17 protein-coding genes are annotated in these 16,652 nt (G+C 61.0%); 9 read left to right on the forward strand and 8 right to left on the reverse strand.

The window, feature by feature from the left end:
* Positions 1 to 55 precede the first annotated feature (55 nt).
* The 3 genes from ACJ8IP_RS09150 (at position 56) to ypdK (ending at position 1,662) form a co-directional block, all read left to right on the forward strand.
* Positions 56 to 508 carry a DUF805 domain-containing protein gene (locus ACJ8IP_RS09150; protein WP_033651987.1) on the forward strand — a complete coding sequence of 151 codons (453 nt, stop codon included), beginning with the start codon at positions 56 to 58 and terminating at the stop codon, positions 506 to 508.
* Positions 509 to 591: 83 nt separating this feature from the next.
* Positions 592 to 1,029, forward strand: a complete 438-nt coding sequence (locus ACJ8IP_RS09155) for an antitoxin HicB (protein ID WP_033651988.1) — start codon at positions 592 to 594, stop codon at positions 1,027 to 1,029.
* Between the two features lie 558 nt (positions 1,030 to 1,587).
* The gene (gene ypdK, locus ACJ8IP_RS09160) at positions 1,588 to 1,662 is read left to right on the forward strand and encodes a membrane protein YpdK (RefSeq protein WP_099782600.1); all 75 of its coding nucleotides are present in this window, start codon (positions 1,588 to 1,590) and stop codon (positions 1,660 to 1,662) included.
* 58 nt (positions 1,663 to 1,720) lie between these two features.
* Here the strand turns inward: ypdK and ACJ8IP_RS09165 are convergent, their stop codons facing one another.
* The 3 genes from ACJ8IP_RS09165 to ACJ8IP_RS09175 form a co-directional block, all read right to left on the reverse strand.
* A complete protein-coding gene (locus ACJ8IP_RS09165; RefSeq protein ID WP_033643933.1) occupies positions 1,721 to 2,245 on the reverse strand; it encodes a cytochrome b in 525 nt (174 codons plus the stop codon).
* Positions 2,246 to 2,357: 112 nt separating this feature from the next.
* Positions 2,358 to 3,587: an alanine transaminase gene (alaC, locus tag ACJ8IP_RS09170; protein WP_033643934.1), complete on the reverse strand. Its 1,230-nt coding sequence runs from the start codon at positions 3,585 to 3,587 to the stop codon at positions 2,358 to 2,360.
* Between the two features lie 119 nt (positions 3,588 to 3,706).
* On the reverse strand, positions 3,707 to 4,246 hold the full coding sequence (locus ACJ8IP_RS09175; RefSeq protein WP_033643935.1) for a GNAT family N-acetyltransferase: 540 nt from the start codon (positions 4,244 to 4,246) through the stop codon (positions 3,707 to 3,709).
* Between the two features lie 168 nt (positions 4,247 to 4,414).
* Here ACJ8IP_RS09175 and ACJ8IP_RS09180 point away from each other — a divergent pair, with 168 nt between their 5' ends.
* The 3 genes from ACJ8IP_RS09180 (at position 4,415) to ACJ8IP_RS09190 (ending at position 8,174) form a co-directional block, all read left to right on the forward strand.
* Positions 4,415 to 5,659 (forward strand): DUF1479 domain-containing protein, encoded by a 1,245-nt coding sequence (locus ACJ8IP_RS09180; protein ID WP_033651992.1) that lies wholly within the window; start codon positions 4,415 to 4,417, stop codon positions 5,657 to 5,659.
* Between the two features lie 92 nt (positions 5,660 to 5,751).
* Complete coding sequence (locus ACJ8IP_RS09185) at positions 5,752 to 7,443, forward strand: sensor histidine kinase (RefSeq protein WP_025303750.1); 1,692 nt, start codon at positions 5,752 to 5,754, stop codon at positions 7,441 to 7,443.
* Complete coding sequence (locus ACJ8IP_RS09190) at positions 7,440 to 8,174, forward strand: LytR/AlgR family response regulator transcription factor (RefSeq protein ID WP_025303751.1); 735 nt, start codon at positions 7,440 to 7,442, stop codon at positions 8,172 to 8,174. The genes ACJ8IP_RS09185 and ACJ8IP_RS09190 overlap by 4 nt, the downstream gene beginning before the upstream one ends.
* 4 nt (positions 8,175 to 8,178) lie before the next feature.
* On the opposite strand, the gene ACJ8IP_RS09195 is transcribed toward ACJ8IP_RS09190, so the two are convergent.
* Positions 8,179 to 8,511, reverse strand: a complete 333-nt coding sequence (locus ACJ8IP_RS09195) for a DUF2502 domain-containing protein (RefSeq protein WP_033643938.1) — start codon at positions 8,509 to 8,511, stop codon at positions 8,179 to 8,181.
* Between the two features lie 396 nt (positions 8,512 to 8,907).
* Between ACJ8IP_RS09195 and ACJ8IP_RS09200 the strand changes: the two genes are divergently transcribed.
* A complete protein-coding gene (locus ACJ8IP_RS09200; RefSeq protein ID WP_033643939.1) occupies positions 8,908 to 10,137 on the forward strand; it encodes an L-lactate MFS transporter in 1,230 nt (409 codons plus the stop codon).
* A gap of 70 nt (positions 10,138 to 10,207) precedes the next feature.
* On the opposite strand, the gene glk is transcribed toward ACJ8IP_RS09200, so the two are convergent.
* Complete coding sequence (gene glk / locus ACJ8IP_RS09205) at positions 10,208 to 11,170, reverse strand: glucokinase (protein WP_025303754.1); 963 nt, start codon at positions 11,168 to 11,170, stop codon at positions 10,208 to 10,210.
* Positions 11,171 to 11,480: 310 nt separating this feature from the next.
* Between glk and ACJ8IP_RS09210 the strand changes: the two genes are divergently transcribed.
* Positions 11,481 to 12,728 (forward strand): ion channel protein, encoded by a 1,248-nt coding sequence (locus ACJ8IP_RS09210; protein ID WP_033643940.1) that lies wholly within the window; start codon positions 11,481 to 11,483, stop codon positions 12,726 to 12,728.
* Here ACJ8IP_RS09210 and ACJ8IP_RS09215 read toward each other — a convergent pair.
* Complete coding sequence (locus ACJ8IP_RS09215) at positions 12,725 to 13,417, reverse strand: aspartate/glutamate racemase family protein (protein WP_087763440.1); 693 nt, start codon at positions 13,415 to 13,417, stop codon at positions 12,725 to 12,727. The two genes, ACJ8IP_RS09210 and ACJ8IP_RS09215, sit on opposite strands and share 4 nt — an antisense overlap.
* 67 nt (positions 13,418 to 13,484) lie before the next feature.
* Positions 13,485 to 13,937 (reverse strand): multidrug/biocide efflux PACE transporter, encoded by a 453-nt coding sequence (locus ACJ8IP_RS09220; protein ID WP_016926809.1) that lies wholly within the window; start codon positions 13,935 to 13,937, stop codon positions 13,485 to 13,487.
* A 96-nt stretch (positions 13,938 to 14,033) separates the two neighbouring features.
* On the opposite strand from ACJ8IP_RS09220, the gene ACJ8IP_RS09225 reads away from it, so the two are divergent.
* Positions 14,034 to 14,924 (forward strand): LysR family transcriptional regulator, encoded by an 891-nt coding sequence (locus ACJ8IP_RS09225; RefSeq protein WP_198793275.1) that lies wholly within the window; start codon positions 14,034 to 14,036, stop codon positions 14,922 to 14,924.
* Here the strand turns inward: ACJ8IP_RS09225 and ACJ8IP_RS09230 are convergent.
* Complete coding sequence (locus ACJ8IP_RS09230; protein WP_198793274.1) at positions 14,900 to 16,561, reverse strand: alpha-keto acid decarboxylase family protein; 1,662 nt, start codon at positions 16,559 to 16,561, stop codon at positions 14,900 to 14,902. The two genes, ACJ8IP_RS09225 and ACJ8IP_RS09230, sit on opposite strands and share 25 nt — an antisense overlap.
* Between the last annotated feature and the right edge of the window lie 91 nt (positions 16,562 to 16,652).

Below are 16,652 nucleotides of genomic sequence, written 5' to 3' on the forward strand. Positions count from 1 at the left end.
TGCCCGACTGCTTGCCACCCGGCTATCGCCGCAATGATCACGACAATGGACTGTGATGGAATCTCTCGGACAACTCGCCAAAGACCTGTACCGTGGGCGCATCTCGCGCAAACCGTTTATTTTCTCGCTGGCGATCTTCGCCATCGGTATCGTGCTGCTGTCGTTTCTGTCGACCTATCTGGATAAAAACCATTTTCGCGCCTACGCGCACGGCGACGGCGCCGAATTCGTCTCGGTGCTGCTGTATCTGCTGTGCATTATGGTGTGGGCGTTGTTCTGTTTCGGCCTGGTCACGTGGTTCATGGCCAAAACCGCGTTCCGACTCAACGATATCGGCCTGCCCGGTTGGGCGTTGGCCGTCGCGTGCTATGTTTGCTCGGTGCTCAACAACTACTCCCCCGGCCCGGTAGCGCGCTGGCTGCCGCTGTTCAGTCTGGCAGTCATGCTCTGCGCCCTGCTGTTGCCGCCCGACGGGCTGCGACGCAAGCCGCGTGAACAGACTGATTGAGCGCCATTCCGCTCAAGGCTATGGCTATCCGCCGGCCGTGCCGTCACAATAGCGCCTCATTCAGGTTTTAATCAGGGATCGCCATGTTCAGCCATTACTTCGCCCATTACGCCTTCGATCGCGACAGCGACGCCTGGCAGATCGGTTTTCGCGACTTCCCCGAGTGGCAAACCGCCTGCTATAAACGCGAAGACATCGAACTGGAGGCGCAGGAAAGCCTGTTGGCCGCCATCGCCGCCACGATGGATGAAGGTTTGCCCCTGCCCGCCCCTTCCCCTCTGCAAGCCGATGAGTTGAGGGTACACCTGCCGGCGCTGGTGGCGCTGAAAATCGAACTGCACAACGCCATGCTGCGCAAAAACACCGGTAAAGCGGCGCTGGCGCGCAAGCTGGGTTTCAACGGCGGGCAAATGGAGCGGTTGCTGGATATCGGTTACGCCTCGAAGGTGGAAGCGTTGGAGCAGGCGCTGTATCTGTTGGGCTACGACGTGCGCGTGACAATAAGTGAAGTTTGCCAATAAGTTAGCAACAGGTAAGCAAAATATTATCCGCAGGGGCTAAATTTTCCTCCATTCGCGCCGATGTGATCGTTACCTAATCCTCTGTCGCAACAACGAAGGCTAAAAATGGAGTGGAGTCGCCGTCATATTTGGGCCGTTATTCTGCTGTCTTGTCTCGTTTTTTGGGTCATTCTGGCGACCGGCATCAACGCCGTCGCCTGAGCGCCTGCCGCTGCATTGCTTCATCCCTTATTTTACAGCCCGCCACGGCGGGCTAGTTCCTGTCGCCCGCCGATAAAAAGCGTTATAAAACAGCGCACCCTGTTCAAAAAACAGCCAAAAATTGTGATCAAAAACACAGTATTGAAATCAGACCAGTATTGAGAGTACATTAGCGCCGATCCTGTCGCGGTTCGGATTTTACCTCACGGAGCATGAGGCGCGACAACCGGACAACCCGCGCGCGAGGACGTTGTTCTTTCGTTTGGAAGAACCCGCCCGACAAACAGGTTGCCCATAAAACACTCAGCACAACAATCGGGATCATTGCTGGCGAGGACTCCAGACAGGAGTTGTTCAGTGAAATATTTTTTGATGGGCGTGTCATTCATGCTGGTTGCCTGGGTTGGCACCTTCATGTTGATGGTTGCCTGACCGGGAACACAGCCAAAGGGACGCGCGAGCGTCCCTTTGTCGTTTCCGTCGTTCGCCGTTATTTGCCCGGCATCATGCGGCGCAGGGTGTCGTCCTTGCGTAGGTAGTGGTGATACAGCGCCGCCAGCGCATGCGCGCCAATGATAAAGTAGCCGATATTCGCCAGCGTCTCATGAACCGTTTTAACCAGCTTGCGCATCACCGGATCCGGCGTCACCCATTGCGGTACCGGCCACCCCAGTAAAGTCCACGATTTCCCGCCGTAGGCCAGGGTTAACACGCCCAGCAGCGGCAACATCAGGAATACCACGTACAGCAGCCAATGGAAGATCTTGGCGCCCACTTCCTGCCATTCCTCCAGCGGCGGCGTGGTCGGCGGCGTCGCGTGGAGGGTGCGCACCGCCAGCCGAATCAGCATCAGGGCAAAAACCGAAGCCCCAAAATTAAAGTGCAGATTTTTGACCAGCGGCGCCCACGCCTCCGGCACCGAATCCTTCAGCAACATCGCCGCGTAGGTGAGGATCACCATCAGCAGCGTCAACCAATGTAAAACGATTTGCGATCGCGCATAGCGGTTGCTCATACACTCTATCCAAAAAAATAAAATTCAGCGTAGTCGAGCATAATGGGGAAATAATGAAGAAAACCTTGGGACGGGAAAAAATAAGGCCGAACAAACGTCCGGCCTGACAGGATTATTTGGCGCCGCCGCCTTTGCCCGGCATCAGCAACCCGTCCGCGCGGAACATGGCCTTGATGCCGCGCACCGCCTGGCGAATACGGTCCTGATTTTCGATCAGAGCGAAGCGCACATGGGTATCGCCATAGTCGCCGAAGCCGATGCCCGGCGAAACGCAAACCTTGGCTTCCGCCAGCAGGCGTTTGGCGAACTCCAGCGAACCGAGATGGGCATAAGGTTCGGGAATTTTCGCCCAGACGTACATCGACGCCTTCGGGTTTTCCACCATCCAGCCGGCCTCGTGCAGCCCTTTCACCAACACGTTGCGGCGCTGCCGATACTGCTCGGCGATATCGCGCACGCACTGCTGATCGCCTTCCAGCGCGGCGATGGCCGCCACCTGCAGCGGCGTAAAGGTCCCGTAGTCGTGATAGCTCTTGATGCGCGCCAACGCGCTGACCAGTTCGGGATTGCCGACCATGAAACCGATGCGCCAGCCGGCCATGTTGTAGCTTTTCGACAGGGTGAAGAACTCCACCGCAATGTCTTTCGCCCCCGGCACCTGCATGATCGACGGCGCTTTCCAGCCGTCATAGACGATATCGGCATAGGCCAGATCGTGGATCACCAGCACGTTGTACTGCTTGGCCAGCGCCACCACCCGCTCGAAGAAATCCAGCTCCACGCACTGCGCGGTCGGGTTGGACGGGAAGCCGAGGATCATCATTTTCGGGCGCGGAATGGTTTCGCGAATGGCGCGCTCCAGCTCGCCGAAGAAATCCACGCCGTCCACCAGCGGCACCGAGCGCACCTGAGCGCCGGCGATCACCGCGCCGTAAATGTGGATCGGGTAACTGGGGTTCGGCACCAGCACGGTATCGCCGTGATCGAGGGTCGCCAGCATCAGGTGCGCCAGCCCCTCTTTCGAACCGATAGTGACGATGGCTTCGCTTTCCGGATCGATATCCACCTGATAACGATCGGCATACCAGCGCGAAATGGCGCGGCGCAGGCGCGGAATGCCGCGCGAGGTGGAATAACCGTGGGTGTCGTCGCGCTGGGCGACGGCGCACAGTTTTTCCACGATGTGCGGCGGCGTCGGGCCGTCGGGGTTACCCATGCTGAAGTCGATAATATCCTCGCCGCGACGGCGTGCGGCCATCTTCAGTTCGGCGGTGATGTTGAATACGTAAGGGGGAAGGCGTTCAATGCGCGTGAAACGGCGCTGTGGACTGTTATCAGCCATAGGGGATTCCTCGATAGACGTTAGCGCCCGGACCGTCCGAGCGACGCTGGCCAGCGAACTGACCGAATATCGAACATAGCGCAGCGCCGACGAGCTTGTCGATACCCTGCGCGATATTTTTATTTAGCGCTCTGAAACTCCGCCGCCAGCAGCCCGAACAGCCAGTCGTCGCACCACTGATCCGCCAGACGGTAGTTGTCGCGCAGCGTGCCCTCCAGCTGGAAACCACACGACTCCAGCAGGCCGCGCGAGGCGACGTTACCGGCGGTCACGGTGGCGGTCAGCTTGTGAAAACCGCAGGCGTTCACCGCAAAATCCAGCACCGCCCGCAGCGACTCCTTGCCATAGCCCTTGCCCTGCCCGGAAGGCAAACTCCCATATCCCACTTCCGCCTGCCGATACGGCGCCCAGTGCGGGCGAAAGCCGGTAATGCCCACCGCCTCTCCGCTGTGCTTCTCACGCATCACCAGGCACAGCCACTGGTCGCCGTGTTTGTCCCAGACCGGCAGGCGCTCCTCGAACCGTGCGCGGATCTCCGCTTCGCTGCGCGGATCGGAGATGTAACGGATCACCTCGGGATCTTGGTACAGGCGCAGAAACAGCGGCCAATCCTCGGCGGTTATCGACTGTAACTGCAGACGTTCAGTGACCAGCTTCATAAAATCTCCGAAAAACGAAAAAGAGGAACTTACGAATGAAAGATATCTCTTTATTTTCCCCGATTGGTTGCCGATAATCATTTACGTTAAAACCACAAAACCATAACGTCTTGCCCGATTCCCTACAACTGCCCGCCGCCGTTACCCACGCGGCATCAGGAGAACACCATGGCCTCTTTAGTCATCGACGATATTCCGCAGGCGATCGTTAACGTCAAGCGTCAGCTGCGCCAGGCATTGCCCAACTATCGCGACGTATTCCAGGCGCTGGAAGAGAACATCCGCGGCCAAGTCGAACAGATTCGCCGCGAACTGGCCGCCGGCCACAACCCGGTGCCGCAAATTGACGCGGAAGATATCCTGCAGCAGCGCGTCACTGAACAACAAAAAGCGCTGATCAAACAACGCGGCGCCTGCGCTATTCGCGGGGTGTTTCCGCGCGCCAAAGCCGAGGGCTGGAACCGAGAAATCGGCGATTACCTCGATCGCAACAACTTCGTCGAGCGATTGAAGAACGCCGCCGAAGACAACTATTTCGGCAAGCTGGCCGCCAGCAAGCCACAGATCTACGGCATCTATTGGTCAAAACCGCAGGTTGAAGCGCGGCAGGACGCGCGCATGCATGCGGTGCAGGTGTTTCTCAACAGCCTGTGGGCCACCGAAAGCAACGGCAAACAGCATTTCGATCCGACTCGCGTCGCCACCTACGCCGATCGCACCCGCCGCCGCCCGCCGAACTCCTCGTCGCTGGGCCTGTCGCCGCACGTCGACAGCGGCACCATCGAGCGCTGGCTGGACGAGAACTTCCGCTATGTGTATCGCCACGTCTTCTCCGGCGACTGGCAGCAGTACGATCCCTTCGCCGCCGACGGCCGCACCGAAGTGCGCGAGATAGCCTCTCCGGCGGTCTGCTCGATGTTCCGCACCTTCCAGGGCTGGACGGCGCTGACGCCGCAGCGCACCAACGCCGGCACGCTGAACCTGGTGCCAATCGCCAACGCCATGGCCTATGTGCTGCTGCGCGCGCTGCAGGACGACGTCGCCGATGACGATCTGTGCGATGCGGCGCCGGGTCGCGCGCTGTCGATCTCGGAAAAATGGCATCCCCTTTTATTAAGCGGGATTTCCCCTATTCCCGATCTGGAGCCGGGCGACACGGTCTTTTGGCACTGCGATGTGATCCACGCGGTGGAGAACGAACATAACGGCGAGTTCGACAGCAACGTGATGTACATCGCCGCCGCGCCGGGCTGCGAGAAAAACGACGCCTATCTGCAGCGCCAGCTGCCGAGCTTTATCGACGGCAGAACGCCGCCGGACTTCGCCCCCGACGACTTCGAGGTGGATTTCGACGGCCGCGCCACCGTCGAGCTGCTGACGCCGCTGGGCAAAGCGCAGCTCGGCATGCGCTGACCGCCGCCTCCAGCCACGGGCCTCTCTCGCTGTGGTATACTGCCGTCATCCGTAGGCCGCAGCGAGAACCCGTCGTGCACCCTTTTTTTGAAATGCTGTTGGCGGTGTTTGATCGCGCCGCGCTGATGTTGATCTGTCTGTTTTTCCTGACCCGCACCCGGCTGTTCCGCCAACTGCTGCAAAAAGAAGACCATACGCCGCTTGAGCTCGGCATCGTCACGGCAATCTTCTCGCTGTTCGCGCTGTTCAGCACCTACTCCGGCATCAACGTTGAGGGCTCGCTGGTCAACGTGCGCGTCATCGCCATCATGGCCGGCGGCATCCTGTTCGGCCCCTGGGTGGGGATCGTCACCGGCATCATCGCCGGGGTGCACCGCTATCTGATCGACATCGGCGGCATCACCTCGGTGCCCTGCCTTATCACCAGCATCATCGCCGGCATCAGCGCCGGTTACATCAACCTCAAGGTCAAAAAAGAGCAGCGCTGGCGCGCCGGCATCGTCGGCGGCATGCTGTGCGAATCCCTCACCATGCTGCTGATCGTGCTGTGGGCCAAGCCGACCGAGCTTGGGCTGGACATCGTGTCGCAGATCGCCCTGCCGATGATCCTCGGCACGGTGTGCATCGGCCTGATCGTGCTGCTGGTGCAGAGCGTCGAAGATGAAAAAGAAGTGATCGCCGCGCGCCAGGCCAAGCTGGCGCTGGATATCGCCCACAAGACGCTGCCCTATTTCCGCAACATCAACAGCGAATCGCTGGCCACCATCTGCGATATCATCCGCCAGGATATCCGCGCCGACGCGGTGGCGATCACCGATACCCATCAGGTGCTGGCTTACGTCGGCGTAGGGCGCGAAGCCTACCCGATCGGCCGCGAAGGGCTGAGCCGCGTCACTCGCGAAAGCATTCGCCACGGCAAAATCATCATCAAAAACAACCTGGAAAACCCGGCCGCGCCGCAGATCCATTCGCAGCTGGTGGTGCCGCTGTGGGAAAAAGGCGAAGTGACCGGCGCGCTGAAAATTTACTACTGCCACGCTCACCAGATCACCAACACGCTGAAGGTGATGGCGGTCGGGCTGTCGCAGATCATCTCCACCCAGATGGAGGTTTCGCGCATCGAGCACCTGCGTCAGATGGCGGATAAAGCCGAAATGCGCGCGCTGCAGAGCAAGATTAACCCGCACTTCCTGTTCAACGCGCTGAACGCCATCTCTTCCTCCATCCGCCTGAATCCGGACACCGCGCGCCAGCTGATCATCAACCTGTCGCGCTACCTGCGCTACAACCTGGAGCTGAACGACGAACTGATCGATATCCGCAAGGAGCTGCATCAGATCCAGGATTACATCGCCATCGAACAGGCGCGTTTCGGCGCCAAGCTGACGGTGATTTACGACATCGACGACGACGTCTCGGTGCGCATTCCGAGCCTGCTGATCCAGCCGCTGGTGGAGAACGCCATCGTGCACGGCATCCAGCCCTGCAAGGGCAAAGGGGTAGTGGTGATCGCAGTGAAAGATCAGGGCGACCGGGTGAAAATATCGGTGAAGGATACCGGCCACGGCATCAATCAGGAAACCATCGATCGAGTGGCGCGCAACGAGATGCCGGGCCACAATATCGGCCTGCTCAACGTACACCACCGCGTGTCGCTGCTGTACGGTGAAGGGCTGCATATCCGCCGCCTGGAGCCGGGCACCGAAATCGCGTTCTACATCAGCAAAAACGGCGGCAAGCTGCATCAGGAGCCGAGCGCGCCGCCGGTCGGGGAGGCCTCATGAAAGCCATTATCGTGGAAGACGAATTCCTCGCGCAGGAAGAACTCAGCTACCTGATCAAGAAACACAGCAATATCGATATCGTCGCCACTTTCGAAGATGGCCTCGACGTCCTCAAATACCTGCAGACCCACCAGGTCGACGCCATTTTCCTCGACATCAACATCCCGTCGCTGGACGGCGTGTTGCTGGCGCAAAACATCAGCAAATTCGCGCATCGCCCGTCTATCGTGTTCATCACCGCCTATAAAGAGCACGCGGTGGAAGCGTTCGAGATCGAAGCGTTCGACTATATCCTCAAGCCCTATCACGAGGCGCGCATCGTCACCATGCTGCAAAAGCTGGAGGCGCTGCATCATCGTCCCGCCGGCGCGACGGAGCCGGCCAGCGCGCCGAGCCGCGGCAGCCACAGCATCAACCTGATCAAAGACGAGCGGATCATCGTTACCGACATCAACGACATCTATTACGCCGCCGCCGATGAAAAGGTGACGCGGGTCTATACCCGCCGGGAAGAGTTCGTGATGCCGATGAACATCACCGAGTTTTACGGCCGGCTGCCGGAAGAGCATTTCTTCCGCTGCCACCGCTCTTACTGCGTTAACCTGGCGAAGATCCGCGAGATCGTGCCCTGGTTCAACAATACCTACATTCTGCGGCTGAGCGATCTCGAGTTTGAAGTGCCGGTCAGCCGCAGCAAGGTGAAAGAGTTCCGCAAGCTGATGCGCCTGTAAGCGCTTACCAGCGCGGGCCCGGACGGTAGTAATACCCCGGCGGCGGCGGTGGCGGCATGCGGTAATGCGGCCGGTCGCGCCAGTCGCGCCGCGGCGGCCCGTAGTAAATCACCCGGGGCGGCGGGCCGTAATAGTACCCGCGCGGGCGTTCATACCGGCGGTGATCGGCCCACCAGCGCGGATCGCGCCAGCGATAGCCGTCCCAGTAATGGCCGCGATTGTCGCGATCGCCGATATGCAACGACAGGCCAGGCACGTTCACGCCGATGGAGACGTCGGCCTGGCTCGCCAGCGGCAGCGCCAGCAGCGCAGCCAGTAACAACAGCGTTTTTTTCATTTCATGGCTCCTGCAGAGCGGACCTTGTCCGATCGCAGATAACATAGCCCCGCGCTCACCGCCGCTCTATAGGCGCAATGCCGATTTACGCCTTTCAGACGCATCCTTCACAATTCCACCACAATCGTTCACCGGCGATTAACAATAAATCGTTGATATCTTTGATGTAGATCACGTGTCACCCCCGGCATTTCACGGGCTTTCAGGCGCAAAAACGGCAACTCACGCCGCATAAAATGCATTTCATTCCTTCCGTCGTGCAACTCATTCCCGATCCGCCGCCCGCCGCAGGGGCCGGCCATATAATAAGCCCATACCGCGGGAACGCTGATTCACCCCGCAAATTTCAGCCAACGGCTCACGCCCGGCAACGCACACACAGGAAGGAGACCGGCCATGAACACCAAACCGGCAAATCGTAGCTTAATCGTTCTCGGCACCATCATCTGTCAGATGGGTCTGGGCACCATCTACACCTGGAGCCTGTTCAACCAGCCGCTGGTCGACAAGTTCCACTGGGGGCTGGCGGACGTCGCCACCACCTTCTCCATCACCAGCTTCTTCCTGGCCTTCGCCACGCTGTTCGCCGGTAAGCTGCAAGAACGCTTCGGCATCCGCAACCTGACGCTGTGCTCCGGCATTCTGGTCGGCCTGGGCCTTATCGCCAGCGCCCACGTCAGCTCTCTCGACATGATCTACCTGCTGGCCGGCGTGGTGGTGGGCTTTGCGGTCGGTATCGCCTACATCTCCACCCTGTCCAACCTGATCAAATGGTTCCCGGCCAACAAAGGCCTGATTTCCGGCATCTCCGTCGGCGCCTTCGGCAGCGGCAGCCTGCTGTTCAAATACGTCAACGCCGCCCTGATCGCCGACGTCGGCGTTTCCGGCGCCTTCTTCTACTGGGGTGCCATCGTGATGGGCCTGATCGTCGTCGGCTCCCTGCTGCTGAAAGAGCCGGTGCTGGCGACCAACGCCGCACAGCCAGGCGCCAACGGTCTGGGCAACGACTTCAGCGTGCGCCAGATGCTGGCCACCAAAGAAGCCTACCTGCTGTTCACCATCTTCTTTGCCGCCTGCATGAGCGGTCTGTATCTGATTGGCATCGTGAAAGACATGGGCGTTCAACTGGCCGGGATGGACTTGGCCACCGCCGCCAACACCGTGTCCGCCGTCGCCATCTTCAACACCGCCGGCCGCATCATCCTGGGGACACTGTCCGATAAAGTGGGCCGTATGCGCGTCATCAGCTTCACCATGCTGGTTACCGTGCTGGCGATTGTCGCCCTGAGCTTCATGACCCTGAACCACACGCTGTTCTTCATCTGCGTCGGCGCGGTGGCCTTCTGCTTCGGCGGCAACATCACCGTGTTCCCGGCGATTGTCGGCGACTTCTTCGGTCTGAAAAACCACAGCAAGAACTACGGCATCATCTACCAGGGCTTCGGCCTGGGCGCGCTGGCCGGTTCGTTCGTCGCCAAATACTTCGGCGGCTTCCACGCCACCTTCATGGTGATTGGCGTCCTGTCCGCCGCCTCCTTGCTGATTACGCTGTTCATCAAAGCGCCGAAAGCCGTGGAAGTGGAAAGCGAAGAAACGGCACAGGCGGCAGAGTTGGCCAAAGCCTGATACCCCGCGAAAACGACAAGGGGCGCAACCTGCGGGTTGCGCCCCTTTTTTTATCGTGCCGCCGCGTTGCTTACAGCTGCATGCCCAGCGTCTGGCGCAGATGCGCGCCGGCTCCCAGCAGGCCCGGTTGGCCATGGGTTATCATGAACACCGGAATGTCTCGCACATAGTCACGGAAACGCCCTTTATCTTCGAAGGCGGCGCGGAAGCCCGAGGCCTTGAAGAATTCCATAAAGCGCGGCACGATGCCGCCGGCGATGTACACGCCGCCAAAGGTGCCCAGATTCAGCGCCAGGTTGCCGCCGAAGCGCCCCATGATCACGCAAAACAGCGACAGCGCACGGCGGCAGTCGATGCAGCTGTCGGCCAGCGCCCGCTCGGTAATGTCCTTCGGCTCCAGTTTCTCCGGCAGGCGGTTGTCCGCCTTGACGATGGCGCGATACAGGTTGACCAGGCCCGGCCCGGACAGCACGCGCTCGGCGGAAACGTGCCCCACTTCACCGCGCAGCACCTCCAGAATAATGTCTTCTTCTTCGCTGTTCGGTGCGAAATCGACATGGCCGCCCTCGCCCGGCAGGCTGACCCAGCGGCGATCGACCTGCACCAGGTGGGCAACACCCAGCCCGGTGCCGGCGCCGTACACCGCGATCGGTTTGCCCGGCTGCGCATCGCCGCCGCCAAACTGCAGCACGTCGTCCGGCGAGAGCATCGGGATCGCCATCGAGACGGCGGTGAAATCGTTGATCACTTCCAGATGACTCAACCCCAGGTTGGCCTTCATTTCTTTGATAGAGAACGCCCAGCTGTGGTTGGTCATCGCGACCCAGTCTTCCGTCACCGGGCAGGCGATCGCGATACAGGCGTCCTGCACCTCGATATCGCACGCTTTCAGATAGTGGCGGATCACCGCCTCCAGGCTGTCGAACTCCAGGCCGGAATAGGTTTTCGCCTGGGTAATCTCACCCGTCGCAACAGTGCACAACGCCAGGCGGGCATTGGTGCCGCCAACATCACCTACGAGGGCATAGGTCATTGATTTCGTCTCCGCAAAATGAAAAATAAAAAGCTGCCCACACTGTAAAATCCTGCTGCGAAAACAACAATCACCCGCCTCGGATCTGCGCCCCAATAGCGATCCGGATCACAAAAAACGTTTCAGCTGGCCCGCCAAGCCGCGATTTGAAACAAATTGCGGCAAAAAACGCGCCGCCGCGACTGTTAACCGTCATCGACGCCGGGCAATATCAATGCGTGCCTGCTCGCCGATAGTCTGGCAAGCTGTGGTCACTGTCCAACCACCCGCTCTCCCTGCCCTGCATGGAGGCATCGACAAGGGATTATCCATGCTGCATCCGCGCGCCAATGCCATGTTGGCCTTTGCTTTGCCTGCGCTGATTATCGGTTCCGCCTCCAGTCTGGTGCTGCTGTTGATGATGAAAGTCGCCGCTACGCTGCAGCAATGGCTGTGGGTGACGCTGCCCGACGCGCTGAGCCTGGACGCCCAGGCACCCTGGTGGCCGCTCGGCATGCTGACGCTGACCGGCGTGGCGGTCGGCCTGATCGTGCGCTACATGCCGGGCCATGCCGGGCCGGATCCGGCGACGGAATCGCTGATCGGCATGCCGCTGCCGCTCTCCGCCCTGCCGGGGCTGGGATTGGCGCTGATCGTCGGCCTGGCCGGCGGCGTCAGCCTGGGGCCGGAGAACCCGATCACCGCCATCAATATCGCGCTGGTGGCGGCGGCGGGGGCGCGCCTGCTGCCTAAGGTGCCGCGCATGGACTGGATCATCCTGGCGGCCGCGGGCACCATCGGCGCGATGTTCGGCACGCCGGTCGCCGCCGCGCTGATTTTCTCGCAAACCCTGGCGGGCAATAACGAAACGCCGCTGTGGGATCGGCTGTTCGCCCCGCTGGTGGCCGCCGCCGCCGGCGCGGTCACCACCCAGCTGTTCTTCGTGCCCAATTTCGCCCTGCAGCTCGACGCCTATGACGTAACCCGGCTGCCGGACATCTTCAGCGGCGCCATCGTGGCGCTGATCGCCATCGCGCTCGGCATGGTGGCGCTGTGGTGCTTCCCGCACGTTCACCGCCTGTTCCATTCGATGAAGAATCCGGTGTTGATGCTAGGACTGGGGGGCTTTGTGCTGGGCCTGCTGGCGCTGGTGGGCGGTGAGATTACCCTGTTCAAAGGGTTGGATGAAATGAAGCGCCTCGCGGCAGACGGCAACTATTCGGTGCCGGCGCTGTTGGCCGTTACCCTGACCAAGCTGGCGGCGCTGGTGATCGCCGCCGCCTGCGGCTTTCGCGGCGGGCGCATCTTCCCGGCGGTGTTCGTCGGCGTGGCGCTGGGGCTGATGCTGCATCAGCACGTTCCGGCGGTGCCGGCGGCGATCACGGTCTCCTGCGCCATCATGGGGCTGGTGCTGGTGGTCACGCGCGACGGCTGGCTCAGTCTGTTTATGGCGGTGGCGGTGGTGCCGGATCTGCACCTGTTGCCGATCTTGTGCATCGTGATGCTGCCCGCCTGGCTGGCGCTGGCGGGCAAACCCTTGATGCTGGTGAACCGCCGGCAACCGCCGCACGACGATTAGGCCAGCGCGAACGCCGCGGCGGCGCGAGCGTGGATCGCGGTGGTGTCGAACACCGGCACCGAGGCATCCCGCTCGCTCACCAGCAACCCTATCTCGGTGCAGCCGAAAATAATCCCCTGCGCGCCCTGTTGTTCCAGATCGCTGATGATCCGGCGATACTCGTCGCGCGAGGCGTCGCAAATTTTGCCGAGGCAGAGTTCGTCATAGATGATGCGGTGCACGATGTCACGATCGGCGCTGACCGGCGTCACCACATCGATGCCGTGCAATTCCTGCAGGCGGCCGCGGTAGAAGGTCTGCTCCATGGTAAAACGCGTGCCCAGCAGCCCGACGCGGCGAATGTTTTTCTCCCGCACCTGCAGCGCCGTGGCATCGGCGATGTGAATCAGCGGCAGGCCGCTGGCCTGCTCGACCGCCTCCGCCACCTTGTGCATGGTGTTGGTGCAGATCACGATAGCTTCGGCGCCGGCGGCGCGCAAAGCCACGGCGGCGGCGGCCAGCAGCCGGCCGGCGCCATCCCAATCGCCCTGGTGCTGCAAGCGTTCAACCTCCTGAAAATCGACGCTGTAGAGCACGATTTTGGCCGAATGCAGCCCGCCGAGGCGCGCCTTTACCTGCTCGTTGATAGTGCGGTAATACGGAATGGTGGATTCCCAACTCATGCCGCCCAGCAGACCCAACACTTTCATCCTTCACTCCTCAGCATTTTCCGACGATCCTCTGACCTTACCTGAGAATCGCCGGGCTGACGACGCCTTATTTGGCGCCGGAATTGATCGGCTGGCGCGCTTCGAACCAGCGTTGGCGCAGCGTGTCGTACAGCCAGTTGTAGGCCATGGTGTACGGCAGGAAGAACAGGAAGAAACCGATTTCCAGCATAAACGCCTGCGCCCAGGAAATGCTCAGCATCCAGGCGGCGATCGGCACGCCGATCAGAATAAAACCGGCTTCAAAGCCGACGGCGTGCAGCGCACGCACCTTCAGGTTACGCACCACCCGGCTGACCGGCCACAGGCGGTCGAACACCGTGTTGTAAACCATGTTCCACAGCATCGCGACGGTGGACAGCATCACCGCCAACGCACCGACCTGCACCATTGAGCGGTTCAGCAGCCACGCGCCCAGCGGGGCGCAAACCATCACGGCGATGGCCTCGAAACCGACGGCGTGGACGATACGTTCAATGAGAGACTTGTTTTGCAGTTGCATACATCACCTTTTTTTCAACAGTTGTTGCGAAAGCCAGGTGATTATCATCGCTTTTTTGGGTAGATTAAAAATAGATTCCATCGATAAAGTAGATATATGCACTATTCACCGGAAGCGTTACAGGCGTTCGTTGAAGCCGCCGCCCTCGGCTCATTTTCCGCCGCCGCGCGCAAGCTGCGCAAAAGCCAATCCACCGTCAGCACCGCCATCGCCAATCTGGAAGCCGACCTGGCATTGACGCTGTTCGATCGCAGTGCGCGCCAACCGGTGCTCACCGCCGCCGGCCGCAAGGTGCTAGGGCACGTGCAGGAGATCCTCGCCGCCAGCGAGCGACTCGACGCGCTGAGCATTCAGCTGGCGGGCAATGTCGAACCGCGCCTGAGCATGGTATTTTCCGATACCTACCAACCGAAGCATCACGACAGCCTGATGCAGCGGTTTGAACAACGTTACCCGGAGATTGAGCTGGAATGGATGATCGCCGAGGAAGGCGACGTCATCGATCTGCTGCAAAGCGGCCGCGCACAGCTGGGCATGGTGGAAGTGCAAAAAACCTATCCGCCGGATATCGCCTTCTCCCGCCTGCCTGAGCAGACCGAAATGGGGTTGTTCGTCGCGCATGGGCATCCGCTGGCGCAGGTCGCCGCGCCGACCCCGGAGCAATTATCCAGCACCCGTCAGCTGCTCCTGAACACTTACACCGGCGCCGAAGCGGCCAGACAAGGCGGGCTGGTCTGGTCGGCGCCCAGCTATCTGCTGTTGCTGGAGATGGCGGAACAGGGATTCGGTTGGGCGGTGCTGCCGCACTGGCTGGTGCAACAATACGGCCACGGCAGGCTCACCCAGCTGCGCCCGCGCGGCTGGCCCAAACTGATTTCGGTGGATGCGGTATGGTCCAAACTGACCCCGCCGGGCCCGGCGGGGTACTGGATGCTGGAGCGATTGCTGGAAGACGACGCGGCTCAGGCGGCGGCGTTGCGCGACTGAATGACGCGCGAGATCGTATCGAGCAGTTCGGGAATATCCATCTTCGGCAGCATCACTTCGATGAAAGCCAGCCGGTCGCCCTGCGCCGCCTCACTCAGCGCCTGGCGCAGCGCCTCCGGCTGACTGACCCGCAACGCCGTCACCGGCCGCCCACCGGCCAATGCCGTTGGCAGCTGCGTCCAGTTCCACCGGGCGATGTCGTTGTAACTCTGCTCCGGCCCGTGGATAGCGCGTTCAATCGTGTAGCCCTGATTATTCAGCACGAAGATCACCGGTTTAAGCCCGTCGCGCAGCATCGATCCCAGCTCCTGCACGGTCAATTGCGCGGCGCCGTCGCCGATCAACAGCACCACCCGGCGCTGTGGTTCGGCGGTTTGCACCCCGAAGGTCGCCGGTAAGGTATAGCCGATCGAGCCCCAGAGCGACTGCACGATCATCCGGCTGCCGCGCGGCAGCGTCAAGGTCGCGGCGCCGAAACAGGCCGTGCCCTGCTCGGCCAGCACGATATCCCCCGGCCGCAGGAAATCCTGTATCTGCCGCCAGAAGGCGTGCTGATCCAACCCTTCCCCATCGCCTTCCGGCAGCGCCGGACGGCCGATCGTCGGCAACGGCCAGCGCGACGCCAGCGACAGAGTCAGGCGGTGCAGCGCCTGCACGGCGGCGCACATCGGGATGCGGCTGAACCGTTGACGACCGACCCAGGATTCGAACGGTTGGATATCGATGCATTTTTCCGCCGACAGATGATGCGTGAATCCTCCGGTAATGGTGTCGGTGAGACGCACGCCAACGGTGATCACGACATCGGCATTTTCAATCAGCGCTTTGGTCGCCGCAGCGCTGGCGCCGCCGCTGTAGGTGCCGACAAAACCGTCGCGGTTCTCATCCAGCACGCCCTTGCCGAGCAGCAGCGTGGCGTGCGGGATAGCCACCTCCTGCATCCAGTTATCCAGCGCCGTTTCAACACCAAAGCGGTCCGCCAGAAAGTCCGCCAGCAATGACACTTGCCGCGCCGATTGCAGCTTTTCACGCGCTGCGGCGATAAACGACTGCAATGCGCTCCGCGACAGCCTGGCCTGGCGCAGCATCAGCGGCGCCGGTTTGGCCGGCAGCGGCGCTTCCGCTACGTCGCTGGGCAGCATCAGATAAACCGGACGATGCTCCAGCAAGGCGGCGTCGATCAGGCGGTCGATCTCCCTGGCGGCGTTGTCGGCGGTCAGGTTGGCCTGTGCGACGCTGACTTCTTTGGCTATCCGCGCAAAGTGAGTGAAGTCGCCATCGCCCAGCGAATGGTGCAGCAAATCGCCGGCGCGCTGGGCACGCTGCGCCGGTGTGCCCACCACGTGGATCACCGGCAGGTATTCGGCATAACTGCCGGCCACGCCGTTCAGCGCGCTCAGCTCCCCGACGCCGAAGGTGGTGAGCAGCGCCGCGGCCGGTTTGCAACGCGCATAGCCGTCGGCGGCGTAGGCGGCGTTCAGTTCGTTGGCGCAGCCTACCCAGGTGATTTGCGGATGAGCGATGACGTGATCGAGGAATTGCAGGTTGTAATCCCCCGGCACGCCGAAGACGTGGCGGATGCCAATCTGGGCCAGACGATCGAGCAGATAATCGGCCACCGTGTAGATCTGAGTCATGATCATCACCTGTCTGCAGCTGAAGCGATTATCTTTAAGTATCGAAGATACCGGTTAATTTTCGAACAGCGCTTTCCGTGTCGAGCGGCAA

It is taken from the genome of Serratia sp. CY52157 (genome assembly GCF_052168495.1).
Lineage (GTDB): Bacteria > Pseudomonadota > Gammaproteobacteria > Enterobacterales > Enterobacteriaceae > Serratia > Serratia ureilytica.

Bases quoted from the DNA above. Each gene is read 5' to 3' on its own strand.
- ACJ8IP_RS09220 (WP_016926809.1), bottom strand. From the start codon at position 13,937: ATGCAACTGCAAAACAAGTCTCTCATTGAACGTATCGTCCACGCCGTC.
- ACJ8IP_RS09180 (WP_033651992.1), top strand. From the start codon at position 4,415: ATGGCCTCTTTAGTCATCGACGATATTCCGCAGGCGATCGTTAACGTC.
- ACJ8IP_RS09155 (WP_033651988.1), top strand. From the start codon at position 592: ATGTTCAGCCATTACTTCGCCCATTACGCCTTCGATCGCGACAGCGAC.
- ACJ8IP_RS09215 (WP_087763440.1), bottom strand. From the start codon at position 13,417: ATGAAAGTGTTGGGTCTGCTGGGCGGCATGAGTTGGGAATCCACCATT.
- ACJ8IP_RS09225 (WP_198793275.1), top strand. From the start codon at position 14,034: ATGCACTATTCACCGGAAGCGTTACAGGCGTTCGTTGAAGCCGCCGCC.
- alaC (WP_033643934.1), bottom strand. From the start codon at position 3,587: ATGGCTGATAACAGTCCACAGCGCCGTTTCACGCGCATTGAACGCCTT.
- ACJ8IP_RS09195 (WP_033643938.1), bottom strand. From the start codon at position 8,511: ATGAAAAAAACGCTGTTGTTACTGGCTGCGCTGCTGGCGCTGCCGCTG.
- ACJ8IP_RS09230 (WP_198793274.1), bottom strand. From the start codon at position 16,561: ATGACTCAGATCTACACGGTGGCCGATTATCTGCTCGATCGTCTGGCC.
- ACJ8IP_RS09210 (WP_033643940.1), top strand. From the start codon at position 11,481: ATGCTGCATCCGCGCGCCAATGCCATGTTGGCCTTTGCTTTGCCTGCG.
- ACJ8IP_RS09200 (WP_033643939.1), top strand. From the start codon at position 8,908: ATGAACACCAAACCGGCAAATCGTAGCTTAATCGTTCTCGGCACCATC.
- ACJ8IP_RS09175 (WP_033643935.1), bottom strand. From the start codon at position 4,246: ATGAAGCTGGTCACTGAACGTCTGCAGTTACAGTCGATAACCGCCGAG.
- ACJ8IP_RS09190 (WP_025303751.1), top strand. From the start codon at position 7,440: ATGAAAGCCATTATCGTGGAAGACGAATTCCTCGCGCAGGAAGAACTC.
- ACJ8IP_RS09150 (WP_033651987.1), top strand. From the start codon at position 56: ATGGAATCTCTCGGACAACTCGCCAAAGACCTGTACCGTGGGCGCATC.
- glk (WP_025303754.1), bottom strand. From the start codon at position 11,170: ATGACCTATGCCCTCGTAGGTGATGTTGGCGGCACCAATGCCCGCCTG.
- ACJ8IP_RS09165 (WP_033643933.1), bottom strand. From the start codon at position 2,245: ATGAGCAACCGCTATGCGCGATCGCAAATCGTTTTACATTGGTTGACG.
- ACJ8IP_RS09185 (WP_025303750.1), top strand. From the start codon at position 5,752: ATGCTGTTGGCGGTGTTTGATCGCGCCGCGCTGATGTTGATCTGTCTG.